Consider the following 18242-nt stretch of genomic DNA (forward strand, 5'->3'; position numbering starts at 1 on the left):
CCGGTCATCGATCGAGACCCACGGGCCGGGGGCTTCAGTCTTCGAAGCCGTTCCCGGGGATCACTACCGAGGACCGCGAATGCGTGATGCGGTTGATCCTCCTGTTTTTAGTTTTCTTCTGAAGAAGGCGGCCCGATCCGAAGGAAAGGGCCGCCCCTTAAGCCTGACTAGCGGCGCAGGCCGAGACGCTCGATGAGCGCACGGTAGCGGGCAATGTCAGTGTTCTTGAGGTAGGTGAGCATGCGCTTGCGACGACCAACCATGGCCAGCAGACCGCGCTGGGTGTGGTAATCGTGCTTGTGCTCCTTCATGTGCTCAGTCAGATCCTTGATCCGCTGGGTCAGGACTGCAACCTGGACCTCCGGCGAACCGGTGTCGCCCTCGGACGTTGCGAAATCCTTGATGATGGACTGCTTTACAGCGGCGTCAAGTGCCACAATAACTCCTAGAGATGTGCCGTGAGGCCCGAATCAGTAACTCACTGCCGGGTCTGCCGGCGCAGGATCCCCCCGGAAACCAAGGGTTTTCCACGCATGGCAGGAACCAGCCGCCACGGACTGCAGCCGGATCCAACGTTTAGTTTACCGGCAGCGCTGCAATCTTGTCGAAACAGCCCCGACTGGCACTGCAGAGGCACTGATATACCGACAGGCAGAGGCACCGGCACGGCGACGCTTACGGGCCAGTCATGCGCGCAGCTGGTCCCGGACAGCGGCCATTCCCCGGTACAGTTCCGCAAAACTGGTGCTCAGGGGCGACAGTCCGATGCGGATGCCGTGCGGTGCCCGAAAGTCCGGGACAACGTCCTGTCCCCACAATGCGGCAGTCACGTTCCGGAACGCCGGGTGGTCCACGGTGATGTGACTCCCCCGCCGCCGAGGATCACTGGGTGAAGCCAATTGAACCCCCAGCGGTTCCAGCCACGCTTCGAACAGCTCGACGGAGAAAGCGGTAAGTTTCAGGGACTTCTCCCGGATGGCTGCCATCCCGACCTCTTCGATAAGGTCCAGGGTGCCGCGCGTGGCCAGCATCCCGAAGATGGCCGGGGTCCCGCTCAGGAACCCGCGGATCCCGGGTGCCGGCTCGTAGCCTGCCGCCATCTCGAACGCATCCTTACGTCCCATCCATCCCCAGATAGGCTGCCTCAAGCCGGGCAGGTGCCGGCTGTTGACGTAGGCAAAAGCCGGCGAGCCCGGGCCTCCGTTGAGGTACTTGTACGTGCAGCCGGCCGCAAAATCCACCCCCGCGCCGTCAAGGTCCAGTTCAACGGAACCGGCCGAATGGCACAGGTCCCACACCACCAGTGCCCCCGCACTGTGCGCGGCTTCGGTGATAGCTGGAAGATCGGCCAGGAACCCGGAACGGTACGCCACGTGGCTCAAGAGTACGACGGCGGTGGCCGGCCCGGTGGCTTCCCTCACCTGTTCGGGGGTCACGCCGGCTGCCGGGTCCGCTTCGATCCAGCGCAGGGAGAGGCCTTCCTCGCGGGCGACGCCCTCCACCAGGTAACGGTCCGTGGGAAAGTTGTCCGTGTCCAGGACAACCTCCTTCCGGGCAGGGTCTGTCACGGCGGCGAGTGCAGCGCGGAGGAGCTTGTACAGCACCACGGTGGTGGAATCGGCGATGACGGTCTGGCCAGGAGCTGCGCCCAGCACGGCACGGCCCAGCTGGTCGCCGATGGCCTGCGGCAGGTCCAGCCATTCCTCGTCCCATCCCCGGATCAGCCGGCCACCCCAGCCGTCCTGGATGAAAGTGCTGATGTCTGTGAGGGTGCGCTTGAGCGGACGCCCCAGGGAGTTTCCGTCGAGGTAGGACAGCTCCGTGTCCGTACCGATGAAGAGGTTCCGGCAGGGTGCCAGGGGGTCCTGGGCATCGAGCTGCGCTGCCCGCTCAAGGAGGGCGCCGCCGTCGTGATGTTCTACTGGGAGCTGTGCTTCCTCCGTCATTGGCCGATCTCCGTCCGAACGGCGAACAGTTCGGGGAAGAAGGTCAGTTCGAGGGCCTTCTGCAGGAACGCCGCGCCGCTGGAGCCTCCGGTTCCCCCTTTCATGCCGATGGTGCGCTGCACAGTACGCAGATGCCGGAACCGCCACAGCTGGAAGTTGTCCTCTAGGTCGACGAGTTCCTCGCAGGCCTCGTAAGCACCCCAGTTCTCTGCCGCGTTTTCATAGATGTGCTTGAACAATGGCACCAGTTCCGGGCGGAACTCGTGGGCGCGGGTGACGTCCCGTTCCAGGACTGACGGCGGCACCTCGAAGCCCTGCCTCGCGAGGTAGGCGAGGAACTCGTCATAGATGCTGGGGGCATGGAGCAGCTCCTCGAGCATGGCGTGCGCTTCGGGGTCGGATTCAAAGACGGGAAGCATCTTGCGGTTCTTGTTCCCTAGGACGAACTCCACCGCCCGGTACTGGCTGGACTGGAAGCCCGACGAGTTGCCCAGGAAGCCGCGGAATTGCGAATACTCTGTGGGCGTCAGGGTGGCGAGGACTGACCACTGCTCTGTGAGGGTTTTCTGGATGTGCTTCACGCGGGCGATGCCCTTGAGAGCGGAACCGAGGTCGTCTTCCCGGAGCCACGCGGCGGCACTCCGAAGTTCGTGCAGGACCAGCTTGAGCCACAGCTCCGTGGTCTGGTGCTGGATGATGAACAGCATCTCGTCGTGGTGCTCGGGCTGGCTGACCGGCTGCTGTGCGCTGAGGAGGGTCGGCAGCTGCAAGTAGGACGCATAGCTCATCCGCGAACTGAAGTCACGGACGATGCCCTTGTCCAGTTTTCGAGTGTTCTTTTCTACGGACACGGTGCTGCCTTCCTGGCTGATGGTTCCTGGAACGGATCAGCGCCGGGCCAGGAGATCATGGGCCTGGACCACGTCCAGGCGCATCTGGTCAACGAGCGCCTCAGGCCCACGGTATGCCACCATTCCGCGGAGCCTGGCCACGAATTCCACGACTACTGTCTGGCCGTAGAGATCGAAGTCCTCCACCGATTCTTCGGGACGGTCGATCACGTGGGCCTCGACCTGGCGGCTGACGCCGTCGAACGTGGGGTTTGAACCGACAGAAATAGCGGCCGGCCAACGCGTTCCGGCCTGGTCAACGAGCCAGCCGGCGTAGATCCCATCCGCGGGGATGAGTCCGCTGGCCTCGTGGGCAAGGTTGGCTGTGGGGAACCCGAGCGCGCGCCCGCGGGCAGCACCGTGCACCACCTCGCCGCGCATGCGGTGCGGACGGCCCAGAACGTCAGCGGCTGTGGCGACGTCACCCTCCTGCAGTGCCTCACGCACCCAGGTGGACGAGCAGCGGCGGTCCTCTCCGTCGTCGTCATGCAAGGGGTACCCTTCGGAACCGAACTCGCTGATGACCTGGACGTCGAAGCCGAACTTCTCGCCGAGCTGTTTCATGGTGTCGAGGTCCCCGGAGTTGCCGCGGCCGAAACGGGCGTCGTGGCCGATTACCACGTGGCTGGCGTGGAGGCTGTCCACCAGCACCTGGCCCACGAACTCTTCGGGGGTGAGGCTGGCCAGTTGCAGCGAATATTTCATCACCAGGATGGCGTCAAGGCCCAGCTCTCCGAGCGCCTCCAGCTTGTCGTGCAGCCCCATGATCAGCTCCGGGGCGGACTCGGGGCGGTGGATCAGGGCCGGATGGGGGTCAAACGTCACCGCTACGGCCTTTGTCCCGTTAAGCCGGGCCGAGCGGATGAGCTGGGACAGCACCTGCTGGTGGCCACGGTGGACGCCGTCGAAGTTGCCGAAGGTGACAACGGATGGACCGAAGTCCGCCGGGACCTCGGACGGATCGTTCCAGATGTAGACCATCACCCTCGCCTTTTACTGCCTGCAACTGACATGTCCCGGAGCCTGACCGGCCCGGGAACTCTCTAAGATTACCCGCAAACCTGGTGGCCGGGATGCTAGCCCTCGGGGCTCAGCGGACGCTTCTCCGGCCGCCGCCGGTACAGCCAGACCAGCCCCAGGATGGGCAGCACCAGCGGGATGAATGCGTACCCCCGGCCGAAGAGGGACCAGACCGTCTCGTGCGGGAACTGGACCGAATCGAAGATGCTGAGGGCGCCGACCACCAGGACTCCGATCAGCTCGACCAGGACGGCAGTCACAGACACCTTGAACCAGGTGCGGCCGGGCTTGGCCAGGGACACCGTTGCCACCACGTACACCAGGGCCGCAAAGGCGGACAGCAGATACGCCAGCGGCGCTTCGGAGAACTTGCTGAGGATCTGGTAGCCTGCGCGCGCGGTGGCCGAGATGGCAAATACCGCGTAAACGGCAATCAGGAGACGGCCGGGACCGGTGTTGCGGGTGTCCTTGGCCGGGACCGGCGTTTGTCCCGGGGTCGCTTGGGAATGGGACTTCAGGGGATCGGACTTCTCTGGTCGGGACTTCACAGTGCGGGCTTCTTCCATTTCAGTACCAGATCTGGTTCATTCGGGCGGCCATCACCAGGGCGGTGACGCCAACGGCGGCCAGGACAAAGTTGCTCCAACGGGTACGTTCCAGGATGGACCAGTACACGGCAGCGACGGGGAGCAACAGGGCGGTTGCCAGGTACCCCCAGAATTCCCAGGCTTCGCCGGCCATGTGTTCGCCGGCGGAGACTCTGACAATCGAACCCACGAGGTACACCAACAGCGCCAGTTCAACCGCCGCGACGGAAACGATGGTGACATCGTTGGGCGCTTTTTTGAGGATGCCGGCCACCAGGCAGATTCCGCTGGAGAGAAGACCGACCACCAGGATGATGTAGAAATATGCGTCCACGCCTAGGCCTCCGGGCCTGCAGTCTTTTCCGGGGCAGCATTACCTGGCGCGAACACGAGCACGGGCTTGGCAAAACTGCCCGAATCTGCCAGCAGAGCCACGAGGCTGCCGTCCGGGGCGAAGGCCGCAGCGGGACGCTCTGCGGTTGCCGCCGCCGGACTTCCAGCGGGTGCGCCGGCCGCAATCCTGCGGCCGAAGGAGATCTCCGTGGTCTCCTCGGTGGTGAGTTCCCTGTTGGGCATCAGCGCCCGGGCGGCCTGTGACATTTCCAGGATATTCAGTTCCTCGGCCAACTGCTCCAGCGTCCCCGCCTGTTCCAGTGTGTAGGGGCCAACGTGCGTGCGGCGCAGCGCGGTCAGGTGGCCGCCGACGCCCAATGCAACTCCGAGGTCCCGGGCGAGGGCGCGGATGTAGGTGCCGGAGGAACACTCCACGGTGACGTCGACGTCGACGACATCACCGTCTGGCTCCCGTCTGATGCCGTGGACTTCGAACCGGTGGATGGTGACAGGACGTGCTGCGAGCTTTACTTCTTCGCCGGAACGGACCCGTGCATAGGCGCGTTCGCCATTGACCTTGATGGCGCTGACGCTGCTGGGCACCTGCTGGATTTCACCGGTGAGCGCTGCAACGCCGTCGTGGATTGCTTCGTCGGGGACGGCGGCGGCGCTTATGGCGGCAACGACCTCACCTTCGGCGTCGTCGGTGATGGTGGATTCACCCAGCCGGATGGTTGCCGTGTACGTCTTGGACGTCCCCACGATGTAGGTGAGCAGGCGGGTTGCCTTGTTGATGCCCAGCACCAGGACGCCTGTGGCCATGGGGTCGAGGGTCCCCGCGTGGCCTACCTTCCGGGTACCGGCGAGCCGCCGCATCCGGCCAACCACATCATGGCTGGTCCATCCCTGCGGTTTGTCCACTATCACCAGTCCAGAAAGCACGCTTCCCAGTATATCGGCGCTGTTCCCGCCGCCTGCCACGCTGTCTTCGAGGAATCGTGCACGGCTAGGATGGCAGACATGCCTGAGCTTTCCGCGCATATCCGCGACGTTCCCGTCAACCAGATCCGTGAGATCACCGAAGCCGCGTGGCGTACCCCGGGGGCCGTTGTGCTCAGCATCGGCGAACCGGGCTTTCCGCTCCCCCGGCACGTACTGGAAGCCGGAATGGCGTGCCTGGAAAGGGACGAGACAAACTACACCCCGAACGCCGGCCTTCCGGCACTGCGGGAAGCTTTTGCCGCCAGGTTCCGCGAACAACACGGCCCCGGCCAGGCCCCGGGAGACAAAAGCAGCATTGGTGCCGAACGGGTCTACGTGGTGGCAGGCGCGCAGCAGGGTCTGCACCTGGCGATGAGCCTCCTGCTCTCCCCAGGGGATGAAATCCTGATCCCCAATCCCGGCTACCCCACGTTCGCCATGACCAGCAGGCTCCTGAATGCTGTCCCGGTGGGCTACCCGCTGTACCCCGAACAGGACTTCCAGCCCAGGATCCAGGACATCGAGGCGCTCATCACCGAGCGGACGAGGGTGCTGATGCTCAATTCACCGTCCAATCCGCTGGGGGCCGTGCTCGGCGAGGATCTGACCCGTGAGCTGGTGGAACTCGCCCGTCGGCGTGACCTCTGGATCATTTCGGACGAATGCTATGAGGCGTTCACCTACGATGTCCCTCACATTAGCCCGGCCAGCTTCGACAGCGATGTCCCCGGCCAGGCACGGGTATTCACCTCGCTGACACTTTCGAAAACATACGGCCTTACCGGGCTTCGCATCGGCGCGCTGATCTGCCCGCCGGGGCTGGAGCAGACGATGAACAACGTGATGGAGGCGATCGTGTCCTGTGTCGCCTCGCCGTCGCAGTATGCCGCGCTGGCCGCGCTGACCGGTCCGCAGGACTACGTCGAGCAGGCTCATGCCCACTACCTGGCCAACCGGGATACCGCCTCCGCCATCCTCAAAGCCAAGGGCATTCCCTACCTGACCGCACAGGGTGCCTTTTACCTCTGGGCAAACGTGTCCCATGCCAGCGGGGGCGACGTCCGCGGCTGGACCCGCCGGTTCCTCGCCGAGTCCGGGGTCGCGCTGGCCCCCGGAACAGCGTTCGGCTCCATCGGCGAGGGCTGGGTGCGGATCGCTCTTTGCGGCAACCCGGAGGAACTCGGGGAGGGCCTGTCCCGGCTGCCGGCCCGCGAGCGGCAAGGCTAGCCGGGGGCTCCTGAGAGGGCTCCGTCCAGCCACGAACGCAGGACCTCGGCCGGCGCAGCTCCTGCCTGCCGGGCCGCAACCTTTCCGTCAACCACCACCATCAGTGTGGGGATCGCCTGCACGTCGAACCGCCCGGACAGGCCGGGCGATCTATCCACGTCAACCTTGACCAGTTTGATCCGGCCGGGCCGTTCCCGCGCCAGTCTGTCCAGCACCGGACTCACCATCCGGCAGGGGCCGCACCATGCCGCCCAGAAGTCCACGAGCACGGGAACCGGGGATTGTTCGGCCACGGCGGTGAAGTCCGCGTCTCCGGCGTTCACGATCCAGGGCAGCCCTGCCCTGCAGTTCCCGCAACGGGGCCGGCCGGCTGCCTGGGCGGGGATCCGGTTGGTTTTTCCGCAGGCGGGGCAGGCGATAAGTGTGGGCTCCATCCCTAGTACTCCTTTCTCCTCTTGAAGGCACCCCAGGCCTGGAAAGGGGCGTCCGACGCCGGGATGTCACCGCGAGTGACCGGCAGCAGTTCCGGCCGGGCACCGGCGAAGTAGTCATAGAAGAGGGCGTCGTCGAAGCCTGCAGCGGCTGCGCCATGGCGGTCGGCAGCAAAGTAGACCCGGCCGATCCGCGCCCACAGTGCAGAGGCCAGGCACAGCGGGCAGGGCTCACAGCTGGTGTAGAGCACTGCGCCGTGCAGATCGTAGCTCGCACTTGCAGCGGCCGCCGTTCGGATGGCCACCACTTCGGCATGGGCAGTGGGATCATTGTCGCGGGTGACCCGGTTGACGCCTTCATGCACGCGCCCGTCCCGGGTCACCACCACAGCGCCGAATGGTCCCCCACCATCGTCGACGTTCCGGGTGGCAAGGGCTACGGCCCGTTCAAGGTACTGGTTGGCATCGCCGTGGTCCGCCTGGTTCATAGCTCGATCCTAGCCAAAGGGTTGGTGTTAGGGGATGAAAATAGGGGGCAGGACCGCAACGACTACCTGCCGGTACAGGCCTGGTCTTCCAGCGGGAGCCCTCGGCTGGCCTCCCCAACACGAGTATAGGTACGGCGACGTCTTCGCCACGTGGACGCGCTGCCGGCGCCGCCGGATCCGTCAGCACCTGACGCCCCTGCCCCCAGGCCTGAGGGCAGGGTCATCGAAGTCGACTGTTGATCAGGAGAGGCCTTAAATGGAACAGGACCCGGATATGTCTCCGGGTCCTCTTCCACGCTTGCGGGATGTCCGCGGGCTACTTGTTACCGTCTTCGTCGAGCTCCTCGTCGTCGCCGAGGTCCGGATCCTCTTCGTCGAAGTCATCCTCGTCGATCTCCACATCGGCGGGGATGTCGCTTTTGTACGGGTCGGCATCGCCGGCGTGCTTGGCGTTCTCGGCCAAGGCAGCCACCTCGGCGTCGCGCTTCTTCGCCGCGCGGAGGAGTTCCTCCAGGTTTGAAGCGTTGACGGGGATCTGGTCGGCCACAAATTCCAGGGTGGGTGTCAGCCGGACAGTAACGTTCCGGCCCACCTCCTGGCGGAGCACACCCTTGGCCTTCTCCAGACCCTTGGCGGCTTCGGACTGGACCAACTGGTCGCCGAAGACGGTGTAGTAGATCGTGGCATGCTGCAGATCGTTGGTCACGCGCGCATCCGTGACAGTAATGCCCTCCAGCCGGGGGTCCTTGACCTTCCGGCCCAGAGCCTCCGCAACAACAACCTTGATCCGCTGCGCCAACTTGGCAGCCCGTGCGGGATCAGCCATTTCCACTCCTAAAAAAATTTGGGGGTACGACGGCGCCTAGCGACCTGCGTACACACGTTCAGTTTGTTGCCACGCACTCACCGGGAGTCCACAACGGACCCCCGTTGGAAGTTTTTCCGGCGGCCTGGGAGTGGCATCGGGCCTGCCGAAGCTGGGCGGCAAAGGATCGCAGATCCGTTGCCGCCCAGCGTAGGGGCGGGGCCGCCGGAAAAATTCCAACGGCCCCGCACCGGTCAAGCTAGAACAGCCTAGACGCGCGGCTTCTCACGCATCTCGAAGGTCTCAATGATGTCGCCTTCGGTGATGTCGTTGAACGAGCCAAGACCAATACCACACTCGAAGTCCGTGCGGACCTCGGTGGCGTCGTCCTTGAAGCGCTTGAGCGTCTCAACGGTGAGGTTGTCACCGATGATCTTGCCGTCGCGGCTGATGCGGGCCTTCGTGTTGCGTCGGATAACACCCGAGCGGACGATGGAACCGGCAATGTTTCCGAACTTGGAGGAACGGAAGACTTCGCGGACCTCGGCGGTGCCAAGCTGGACCTCTTCGTACTCCGGCTTGAGCATGCCCTTGAGGGCCATCTCGATGTCATCGATTGCTGCGTAGATGACGGAGTAGAAGCGCATGTCCACGCCTTCGCGGTCTGCCAGTTCGGCAACCCGCTCGGCAGGCTTGACGTTGAAGCCGATAATGACGGCGCTGTCCACTGTTGCCAGGTTGACGTCGTTCTGCGTGATGGCGCCAACGCCGCGGTGGATGACGCGCAGCTGCACGCCTTCGCCGACGTCGATCTTGAGCAGTGCGTCTTCGAGGGCTTCCACGGCACCGGACACGTCACCCTTGAGGATGAGGTTGAGGGTGTCGATCTTGCCTTCGGCCACGGCCTGGTCGAAGTCTTCCAGGCTGATGCGCTTGCGGCGCTTAGCCAGGGCGGCATTGCGGTCCGCTGCTTCACGCTTCTCGGCGATCTGACGGGCAGTGCGCTCGTCAGCGGTCACGAAGAAGGTGTCGCCAGCGCGCGGCACGTTGGACAGACCCAGTACCTGCACGGGGCGGGACGGGCCGGCCTCGGTCAGGGCACTGCCGTCGTCGTCGAACATCGCACGGACGCGGCCGTGGGCCGTGCCTGCCACGATGGTGTCGCCGACGCGGAGGGAGCCGGACTGCACCAGGACGGTGGCCACGGAGCCGCGGCCCTTGTCGAGGTTGGCTTCGATCGCGATACCGCGGGCGTCCTTGTTCGGGTTGGCGCGCATGTCAAGGGCTGCGTCTGCGGTAAGCAGGACGGCCTCGAGCAGCTCGTCGATGTTGAGGTTCTGGCGGGCAGAGACCTCAACGAACATGGTGTCGCCACCGTACTCTTCAGGAACCAGGCCGTACTCGGTCAGCTGGCCACGAACCTTTTCCGGGTTGGCGCCTTCCTTGTCGATCTTGTTCACGGCCACCACGATCGGCACATTGGCTGCCTGGGCGTGGTTGAGGGCCTCAACGGTCTGCGGCATCACGCCGTCGTCCGCCGCGACCACCAGGATGGCGATGTCGGTGACCTTCGCACCACGGGCACGCATGGCGGTGAACGCCTCGTGGCCCGGAGTATCGATGAAGGTGATCTTGCGGTCTTCGCCTTCGTGGTTGTGCGTGACCTGGTAGGCACCGATGTGCTGCGTGATGCCGCCGTGTTCGCCAGCCATGACGTCGGACTTGCGGATGGCATCGAGCAGCCGGGTCTTACCGTGATCGACGTGGCCCATGACCGTGACGACCGGAGGACGTGCCTCGAGGTCTTCGTCGCCTTCGGCCTCGAGCTCGGCTTCGAAGTCGATGTCGAAGGTGGAGAGCAACTCGCGCTCCTCGTCCTCCGGCGACACAACCTGCAGCTTGTAGCCGAGTTCTTCACCAAGAAGTGCGAAGGTTTCCTCGTCGAGCGACTGGGTAGCCGTTGCCATCTCACCAAGGTGGAACAGCACGGTAACCAGTGCGGCGGGGTTTGCCTCGATCTTGTCGGCGAAGTCCGTGATGGACGAGCCACGGCGAAGCCGTACTACGGTATTGCCGTCGCCGCGGGGTACGCTCACGCCACCCAGCGACGGAGCACTCATCTGCTCGAGTTCCTGACGCTTGGCACGCTTCGACTTGCGCTGCTTGCCACGCCCGGCGCCACCCTTACCGAAGGCACCCTGGGTACCACCGCGACCGCGGCCACCCTTGCCGAAACCTCCACCTGCGGGAGCTCCGCCACCGGCACCCGGAGCACCGCCGGTGCCGGGTGCGCCGCCTGGACGACCCGGACCACGGCCACCGCCACCGGGACGTCCGCCGGCGCCAGCCGGTGCGGGACGCTCAGTGCGGTTGGGCATCATGCCCGGAGTAGGACGGTTTCCACCGGCACCCGCGGGACGCGGACCACCGGCACCGCCCGCGGTACGCGGAGCACCAGCGCCACCCGGACGGGCGCCACCGGCACCACCCGCGGTACGCGGAGCACCGGCGCCACCCGGACGGGGGCCGCCCGCACCGGCTGCGGGGCGCGGACCGCCGGGACGGTCGCCGTCGGTACGGCTGCCACCCGGGCGGGGCATGCCCTGCGAAGGAGCGAACGGGTTGTTACCCGGACGCGGGGGACGTTCTCCGTCGCCGCCACGGCCGCGGGGCATGCCCTGGGACGTCGCGAAAGGGTTGTTGCCCGGACGGGGACCGCCGGGACGCGGTGCCGATCCACCCTGCGCCGACCCGCCCTGTGCCGACCCACCCTGGCGGGTGGGAGCAGCCGGGGTTTCAGCCTTGGGTGTGGGCCTCGCACCAGGCTTGGCGCCGGTAGAGAGAGCACCGGCGGACGGGGCACCTGCGGCAGGTGCTGCGGCGACCGGAGCCGGAGCAGCCGGTGCAGCAGGAGCCGAAGCCGCAGGAGCAGGCGCGGAGGCCTCTGCCTGCGGAGCCGGAGCCTTGGGTGCTGCGGGGCGTGATTCTGCCGATGGGGCAGGCGCCGCGGGACGTGATTCGGCCGACGGGGCAGGCGCCTTGGGCGCGGCTGCCGGTGCTGCGGACTTCGCAGCGGCGTCGGGGTAGGCGTTGCGGAGTTTCCGCACAACCGGGGCCTCAATGGTGGAAGAGGCGGAGCGAACGAATTCGCCCAGTTCCTGCAGTTTTGTCACTGCATCTTTGGAAGTAATACCGAGCTCTTTTGCAAGCTCATGTACGCGGACCTTGGCCACATTTCTCCTGTCTCGGTCCGCACCGAGCCAGGCACGAACCGTCTACTTCTTACTGCGGGCCCTCGCCGCGGTTGCAGCTGAAGGACCCATTGCAGAGCGCAACAAAGTTGTCATCGTTGCGCACTCATCGCTGGGAACTCATCGGGTTTCCATCAGATTTCTGACCCGCTTTCAGGTTGGACGGTTGGTGCTGCGTCTACCGGAGGTATCCGCAGCGTGCCTGGAGCGTTCGCGCCCGCCTTGATCCGGCTTTCGACGGCGGCGGTTCCGGTTGCGCCGTTGAGGGCACGCCCGAATGCTCGCCGCTTGACTGCCAGAGCCAGGCACGATTCGCTGGGGTGCAGCCATGCACCCCGGCCAGGCATCCGGCGTCGTTCATCCACCAGGACAGCGGCGGAACCACTGCCTTCGGCGACGAGCCGGAGTAACTCAGACCGCGGGCCCTTGTTCCGGCATCCGATGCAGGTACGCTGCGGTTGATCCTCGCTGTGAAGCACTTCTGCCACGGTGAGCATCTTCCTGACGTTCATATCTGCCGGCCCCAGCGGCGAGTTTCCGCATGTCAGCGGAAACGGGCAGGTCCAGGGCGCACGAACACCGGCCGTTAGGCGCGGTCATTGTCTATTCTAGCCCCTCGGGGCCGTTCTGCCGGAAACCCACGCGCCGGCCGGCACGGCGGGCGCTCCGGAGCACCTTCAGTTCCGGCGCGGGTTGCGCGTCAGTTCCCGCGTGGCGCGGCAGCGTCGGAGACGATGTCGATGCGCCAGCCGGTCAGCTTTGCTGCCAGCCGCGCGTTCTGGCCCTCTTTGCCGATGGCCAGCGAAAGCTGATAGTCGGGCACCACGACACGGGCGGACCGGGTGGCCTCGTCGATGATGGTGACGGAATTCACACGCGAGGGCGACAGGGCGCTGGCGATGAAGGTGGCGGGATCTTCGCTGAAGTCGACAATGTCGATCTTCTCGTCATTGAGCTCCGTCATGACCGCGCGCACACGCGAACCCATCTCACCAATGCAGGCACCCTTGGCGTTGATGCCGGGGGTGTTGGCCTTGACGGCGATCTTGGTGCGGTGGCCGGCTTCACGTGCCAGTGCCACGATCTCCACGGAGTGGTCCGCGATCTCCGGGACTTCAAGCTCAAAAAGCTTCCTGACGAGTCCGGGGTGCGAGCGGGAGAGCGTGATGGACGGCCCCTTGGTGCCACGGTGCACGTCGATGACGAAGGCGCGGAGCCGGTTGCCGTGGAGGTACTTCTCCCCCGGCACCTGCTCGGGCGGCGGCAGCAGCGCCTCCACGGTTCCCAGGTTGACCTGGATCATGTGCGGGTTGTTGCCCTGCTGGATCAGGCCAGCCACGAGTTCACCCTCGCGGCCTTTGAACTCGCCCAGGACGTTGTCGTCCTCCACGTCGCGCAGGCGCTGCAGGATGATCTGCCGGGCAGTGCTCGCCGCGATGCGGCCAAAGCCGGCAGGGGTGTCCTCGAACTCGCCGATAGGGGCGCCGTCGTCGTCGATTTCGACAGCCCAGATGGTCACGTGGCCGCTCTTGCGGTCCAGTTCAGCGCGGGCCTTCTCGAAGGCGCCGGGCGACTTGTGGTACGCCACCAGGAGCGCCTGTTCGATGGTGGGAATCAGGAGGTCCAGCGGAATTTCGCGCTCACGCTCCAGAAGTCTCAGTGCGCTCATGTCAATATCCATCAGGCCTCCTCAGAAGGTCCATTGTGCTCAGGTTCCAGACCAGCCTCGTCGAGGTGGCTGAATTCGATCTCGACTTTTCCGTTGCGGATCCTGTCGAAAGGAAGTTTTACAGGCTCGCCCTGCTTGGGCTTCATGCCTTTTTTGACGGCGATTTCCGGGACAATTGTCACGCCGGAATCATCCACGGACTGGATCCTGCCGGTGACGTTCTCTCCTTGGAGCACACTGACTTTTGCCATGCGGCCCCGGGCGCGGTGCCAATGCCGGGGCTCGGTCAGGGGGCGCCCCACACCCGGGGAGGAGACCTCAAGATCGTAGGGCCGTCCGTCATCGCCCGGGTCATTGTCGAGGACGTCAGAGAGGACCTTTGAAATGTCCGAGATCACGTCAAGGTTTACGCCGCCGGTTTCCTCCTGCGGGAGGTCCACCACCACGTGGACTACACGGTGTGAACCGGCCACATTGATGACCACATCCTCGAGGTACAGGCGGTTGGCCTGGACGGAGGGTTCCAGCAATGCCCGGAGCCGGGCGGCTTCCGGATTGTGGGCAGGCGAAGGGTCAGCCTTACCCGGACCGGTACGGCCTGATGAAGTCGTGGCTTCTGCGTTATTCACGATGCCGGACGCCTCCCGATAGATGATGTTGTGACTACTAGCCTAACGATTTTCCGGACGCAGTGGTGCACGGAGTATGGCTCCAGGCGTGACAACATGGTCTGTTGTGAAAGACGACAGCCAGGAAATCAGCCACCGCAGGCGCTATTTCCGGTACGCAGTCTTTTCGCTCACAGCCCTCCTTGTCCTGAGCCTCGGGATTGCCCTCATCCCCCGCCAGCCCGCTCCCCCGGCGGAACCCCAGTTTTCGGAGCAGGCAAGGGCTGCCGCCTTCGCGGACGCCATGTCCCTTCGTTCCGCCGGACTTGGACTTACTGACCCCGCTGCCGGCGCCGGCAAGGCCCCCACCTCCGCGTCGTTGGACCGTGTTGTGACTTTGCTGACCCTCCAGGCACGGGCGCTGATGCTGCCTGGGGATCCCGCCGCTTCCGGGCCCTCCGCCGGGCCAACACCAGGAACAACGTCCCGAACCGCCCCTGGACCAACCGGCGGCTCTTCCGCCCCGGCTTCCGCGTCTCCCCTCCCGTCCACCGCAGCGGGGCTGGCTGTCGCGCTCTCGGCGAGCTCGGTGCAGCGGCTCAAGGATTCAGAAACGGCCGACGGCGGCATGGCCCGCCTTCTCGCCGGCGCGGGGACCGCGCAGTTCCTGGCGGCCCAGGATCTGGCAGCGGCTGCAGGTGTTCCGGCGGAGGTGCTTCCTGCTCCGGCTCCAGACCCGGGCCCTGCAACCGACCACGCCGATGACCCAAGTGGCACAGGGCGGCCGGAAGACACTCCAGCCCCTTCAGCGGCCTCAGCTGCCCCGCCATGCACGGCCATTCCGTCCGCCTTCCCGTCCGCTGACATTGCTGAAGAGACGAACCGTGCGACCTTGGCGTCCGCCCTGTCGTCAGCCGTGGAAGCCGAACTGGAGGCGGTCTATGGCTACCAGGCAGCGCTCACCAGGTTGGATCCGGCGTCGGTTGTGCCGGCGTCGCACCTTTTGGAACAGCACAAAGAGCTTGCGGACGGCGCCGCAGCCCAGAGCAGGATGCACTGCGCGGCTGTTCCGCCGCAACAGCCCGGCTATGCCCTTAGTCAAGCGTTCCTTGACGCTCCGGCAGCCGGGTTGGGGCGGCTGGAAGCCGGAACATTGGCTGTCTACGGAGATGTGGTGGCCCTGAGCGCAGGATCCACCCGGAGCTGGGCTGTCTCGGCGCTCGTGGCGGCTGCCGGGCGGACGCGCCACTGGGGCGCCGACCCTGGGCCCCTGCCGGGAGTGCCGCTGGACGAATCCGAACTCCCGCAACTTCCTGGCTTTCCGGAGGAGTAACGCCAGGTCTTAGGGGTCTGCATTAAGGGCTGAACGTGTCCGGGTGATCAGTTCGGAGTAAGACTCGGATTCCGGCTCGAAGGACACGAACGCTTCGTCCGGCTCGGGGGCCTCAAAGCCCTCTAGGTGCTCCATCATGACCGAGTCAGTAACGTCATGTCTCTCCAACGCCGACCGGTTAACCCGGTGGCGCTGAAGGAGGACTTCCTCAGTCGTGTCCACGAACACCAATGCGAATGCTGCTCCGACGGAACGCGCAGCCGAGCGCCACTTGTCGCGGAGAAACCGGGGCGAACTGGTGTCGTCAACGACGACCGTCCGGGCTCGGGACAAAAGCTCGAGCACTTCCGCCGTCGCGATCTCGTGGGTCCGGATCCATTCCTCAACTGGAACGCCCTGGCCGCCAAAGAGGCCGCGTTCCTCGTTGATCATGTCAAGGCTCACGACGTCGGCAGGCAGGGCTGTGGAGAGCTGCAGCGCCACTGTACTTTTGCCGGAAAAGGACCGGCCGCAAAGCAGGACGAGTTGCCCATTCGTAACGGTGCCGGCGTTGGCTTCCATCGTTCCCATGCCTTTATGATCCTGCATTACTGGCTCCGGACGCTGGAACTTGGTGTTAGCTGGAAGCCGCGGCCCGTCTAAGCTGACGGGAACCCGGAATCGCGGCCAGCCGCGCCGCTGACACAGCAGACCCCAGGAGATGGCCGACCCTTGAATCGGGAGTGGCACGGAGCAACAAGTGATGGTTTGCTGAATTCATGGATTCCCACGACCCACCCGAGCCGGCAGACTTAACAGGCATGCAGGCGGTTAACCGAGATCTGGAACGCCACCTTGAAAGCGAGCCGCATGACAATGATGTGGCACAGCGGCTCAACTGGCTGCGCGCCGGAGTCCTGGGTGCGAACGATGGAATAGTCTCTGTGGCCGCCATCGTGGTGGGCGTGGCCGGAGCCACGTCGGCCACCGGGCCCATCCTCGCCGCAGGGGCAGCGGGGCTGGTAGGTGGAGCTGTCTCGATGGCCCTTGGCGAATACGTCTCCGTGAGCAGCCAAAGCGATAGCCAGAAAGCGCTGATCGAAAAGGAACGCCGGGAACTTGCCGAAGAGCCGGAGGAAGAACTTGCCGAGCTGACCGCCATCTACCGTGACAAGGGCCTCAGCCCGGAGACCGCACGGGCTGTGGCCGAAGAACTGACCAGCCACGATGCCCTGGCGGCCCACCTTTCCGCAGAGCTCAACATCGACGAGTCCGACATCGTCAGCCCCTGGCACGCCGCTTTAGCCTCGGCTGTGGCATTCACTCTTGGCGCCGTACTGCCGATGCTGGCCATCCTCCTGCCGCCACCGGACCTCAGGGTTCCTTTGACGTTCGGCGTCGTGCTGGTGGCACTGGCCCTAACCGGGGCATTGGGCGCTTGGATCGGAGGCGGTTCAAAGTCCCGGGCTGCCGTCCGAGTGGTGGTCGGCGGCGCGTTGGCACTGGCCGCCACATTCTCTATCGGCAACCTGCTGGGTGCCAGCGGCGTCGTCTAAGCCCTGGCGCACGGGTACCGCACCCTGCGCCCCTGCGGCCTGAAGGAGCCCCGGTCAACTACGCTGGAGCTAATGAGACAGCAGACTGAAGTACCGATCCCCCCGGACCTCAGCGCACGGTACAGCCGGAGCAGTGCAGGTCGCGCATGGCTGGCTTCGCTGCCTGGCCTGCTGCAGGGCAGGTTGGAACACTGGGAGCTGGAAGCAGAGCTGGCTCCCGGCACCCTTCCCTGGAACGGCCACGGTGGCGTAGTGGTCCCCGTCCGCCGGTACGACGGGACCCCGGCTGCGCTCAAGATCGCCTTTCCGCATGATGAGGCCCGGGTTGAGCGCCACGCACTGGCCCTGTGGGGAGGGCACGGTGCCGTCCGCCTGCTGGAATCCGACGCCGGAACCTGTGCCATGCTGCTGGAGCGCTTGGACGCCGGCCGCTCGTTGCAGACCGTCCCGATGGATGACGCGGTGACCGTGTGGGGCGCACTGATGCGCCAGCTCAGCCTGGTCCCCGACGGACGGCCGCAATGGCAGGAGTTTGACCATATTGCGGGGCGGGCCGAGCAGTGGAGCGATGACCTGCCGGCGGACTGGGAACAGCAGGGCCGCCCGTTTCCGCGCTGGCTGCTGGAAGCGGCCCTCGAAGTCTGCCAGACCCGCGGCGCCGTTGGCCGCCGATCGGGACGCGACGTACTGGTGCACACGGACTTCCATTTTCTCAACATCCTGGCCAGGCCTGGAATGGGCCAAACGGGAGGGATGGACGGCACCCGTTTGCAGGCCGCGGAGGGCTTCGCCGCTATCGATCCGCAGCCCATGATCGGCGAGCCGGAATTTGCCGTGGCTCCGCTGCTGTGGAACCGGATTGCTGACCTCCCGCGGAGCGATCCTCAAGAGGGCCTTAGGCGGCGCTGCCGGGACTTCAGTGCCGCGGCCGGTCTTGATGCGGAGGTCGCCCGTCAGTGGGGCATCGCCCGTGAAGTGGAGAATGCGCTCTGGTACGCCTCCCGGCCGCATCACCAGGGGGATCTGGCGCGCTCGCTGTGGGTGGCCAGCACCCTGGCCGGCCGGACCTTGGACGGCCTTCCGGCCGCGCACTCCCTTCCGGAACCAGGGCAGGAACAGTCGGCTGGCTGACAGGCTG

19 protein-coding genes are annotated in these 18242 nt (G+C 65.4%); 4 read left to right on the top strand and 15 right to left on the bottom strand.

All coding sequences use genetic code 11. From position 1 onward, the window contains the following. Window positions 1-167: 167 nt before the first annotated feature. From rpsO to truB, 7 genes are all read right to left on the bottom strand, one after another. Window positions 168-437 carry a 30S ribosomal protein S15 gene (gene rpsO, locus J7E83_RS00385; RefSeq protein ID WP_164201122.1) on the bottom strand — a complete coding sequence of 90 codons (270 nt, stop codon included), beginning with the start codon at window positions 435-437 and terminating at the stop codon, window positions 168-170. A 249-nt stretch (window positions 438-686) separates the two neighbouring features. Continuing rightward, on the bottom strand, window positions 687-1946 hold the full coding sequence (kynU, locus tag J7E83_RS00390; protein WP_214958449.1) for a kynureninase: 1260 nt from the start codon (window positions 1944-1946) through the stop codon (window positions 687-689). Further along, complete coding sequence (kynA, locus tag J7E83_RS00395; RefSeq protein WP_214958450.1) at window positions 1943-2797, bottom strand: tryptophan 2,3-dioxygenase; 855 nt, start codon at window positions 2795-2797, stop codon at window positions 1943-1945. The genes kynU and kynA overlap by 4 nt, the downstream gene beginning before the upstream one ends. Before the next feature lie 36 nt (window positions 2798-2833). Further along, entirely contained in the window at window positions 2834-3817 is a 984-nt protein-coding gene (locus J7E83_RS00400; protein WP_214958451.1) for a bifunctional riboflavin kinase/FAD synthetase, read from the bottom strand. 95 nt (window positions 3818-3912) lie between these two features. After that, window positions 3913-4422 carry a hypothetical protein gene (locus J7E83_RS00405; protein WP_251043260.1) on the bottom strand — a complete coding sequence of 170 codons (510 nt, stop codon included), beginning with the start codon at window positions 4420-4422 and terminating at the stop codon, window positions 3913-3915. Between the two features lies 1 nt (window position 4423). After that, window positions 4424-4777, bottom strand: a complete 354-nt coding sequence (locus tag J7E83_RS00410) for a hypothetical protein (protein WP_214958452.1) — start codon at window positions 4775-4777, stop codon at window positions 4424-4426. A 2-nt stretch (window positions 4778-4779) separates the two neighbouring features. Beyond that, complete coding sequence (truB, locus tag J7E83_RS00415) at window positions 4780-5718, bottom strand: tRNA pseudouridine(55) synthase TruB (protein ID WP_214958453.1); 939 nt, start codon at window positions 5716-5718, stop codon at window positions 4780-4782. 78 nt (window positions 5719-5796) lie between these two features. Between truB and J7E83_RS00420 the strand changes: the two genes are divergently transcribed. After that, the gene (locus J7E83_RS00420; RefSeq protein WP_214958454.1) at window positions 5797-6984 is read left to right on the top strand and encodes a pyridoxal phosphate-dependent aminotransferase; all 1188 of its coding nucleotides are present in this window, start codon (window positions 5797-5799) and stop codon (window positions 6982-6984) included. On the opposite strand, the gene trxA is transcribed toward J7E83_RS00420, so the two are convergent. The 7 genes from trxA to rimP form a co-directional block, all read right to left on the bottom strand. Then, the gene (gene trxA / locus J7E83_RS00425) at window positions 6981-7418 is read right to left on the bottom strand and encodes a thioredoxin (protein WP_214958455.1); all 438 of its coding nucleotides are present in this window, start codon (window positions 7416-7418) and stop codon (window positions 6981-6983) included. The two genes, J7E83_RS00420 and trxA, sit on opposite strands and share 4 nt — an antisense overlap. A gap of 2 nt (window positions 7419-7420) precedes the next feature. Beyond that, window positions 7421-7903 carry a nucleoside deaminase gene (locus tag J7E83_RS00430; protein WP_214958456.1) on the bottom strand — a complete coding sequence of 161 codons (483 nt, stop codon included), beginning with the start codon at window positions 7901-7903 and terminating at the stop codon, window positions 7421-7423. A 316-nt stretch (window positions 7904-8219) separates the two neighbouring features. Beyond that, window positions 8220-8729: a 30S ribosome-binding factor RbfA gene (rbfA, locus tag J7E83_RS00435; protein WP_214958457.1), complete on the bottom strand. Its 510-nt coding sequence runs from the start codon at window positions 8727-8729 to the stop codon at window positions 8220-8222. 248 nt (window positions 8730-8977) lie between these two features. Beyond that, a complete protein-coding gene (infB, locus tag J7E83_RS00440) occupies window positions 8978-11941 on the bottom strand; it encodes a translation initiation factor IF-2 (protein WP_214958458.1) in 2964 nt (987 codons plus the stop codon). Window positions 11942-12093: 152 nt separating this feature from the next. Beyond that, window positions 12094-12456: a YlxR family protein gene (locus J7E83_RS00445; RefSeq protein ID WP_251043312.1), complete on the bottom strand. Its 363-nt coding sequence runs from the start codon at window positions 12454-12456 to the stop codon at window positions 12094-12096. 203 nt (window positions 12457-12659) lie between these two features. Beyond that, window positions 12660-13640: a transcription termination factor NusA gene (gene nusA / locus J7E83_RS00450; RefSeq protein WP_214958460.1), complete on the bottom strand. Its 981-nt coding sequence runs from the start codon at window positions 13638-13640 to the stop codon at window positions 12660-12662. Then, window positions 13640-14257, bottom strand: a complete 618-nt coding sequence (rimP, locus tag J7E83_RS00455; RefSeq protein ID WP_214958461.1) for a ribosome maturation factor RimP — start codon at window positions 14255-14257, stop codon at window positions 13640-13642. The genes nusA and rimP overlap by 1 nt, the downstream gene beginning before the upstream one ends. 88 nt (window positions 14258-14345) lie before the next feature. Here rimP and J7E83_RS00460 point away from each other — a divergent pair, with 88 nt between their 5' ends. Continuing rightward, window positions 14346-15569, top strand: a complete 1224-nt coding sequence (locus J7E83_RS00460; RefSeq protein ID WP_311379544.1) for a ferritin-like domain-containing protein — start codon at window positions 14346-14348, stop codon at window positions 15567-15569. A 9-nt stretch (window positions 15570-15578) separates the two neighbouring features. Here the strand turns inward: J7E83_RS00460 and J7E83_RS00465 are convergent, their stop codons facing one another. After that, window positions 15579-16139, bottom strand: a complete 561-nt coding sequence (locus tag J7E83_RS00465) for an ATP-binding protein (RefSeq protein WP_251043261.1) — start codon at window positions 16137-16139, stop codon at window positions 15579-15581. A gap of 230 nt (window positions 16140-16369) precedes the next feature. Between J7E83_RS00465 and J7E83_RS00470 the strand changes: the two genes are divergently transcribed. After that, window positions 16370-17104 (top strand): VIT family protein, encoded by a 735-nt coding sequence (locus tag J7E83_RS00470; RefSeq protein WP_251043262.1) that lies wholly within the window; start codon window positions 16370-16372, stop codon window positions 17102-17104. A gap of 72 nt (window positions 17105-17176) precedes the next feature. Beyond that, window positions 17177-18235 carry an aminoglycoside phosphotransferase family protein gene (locus J7E83_RS00475; protein WP_214958464.1) on the top strand — a complete coding sequence of 353 codons (1059 nt, stop codon included), beginning with the start codon at window positions 17177-17179 and terminating at the stop codon, window positions 18233-18235. Window positions 18236-18242 lie beyond the last annotated feature (7 nt).

The organism is Arthrobacter sp. ISL-48, assembly GCF_018613805.1.
Classification (GTDB): Bacteria; Actinomycetota; Actinomycetes; order Actinomycetales; family Micrococcaceae; genus Arthrobacter.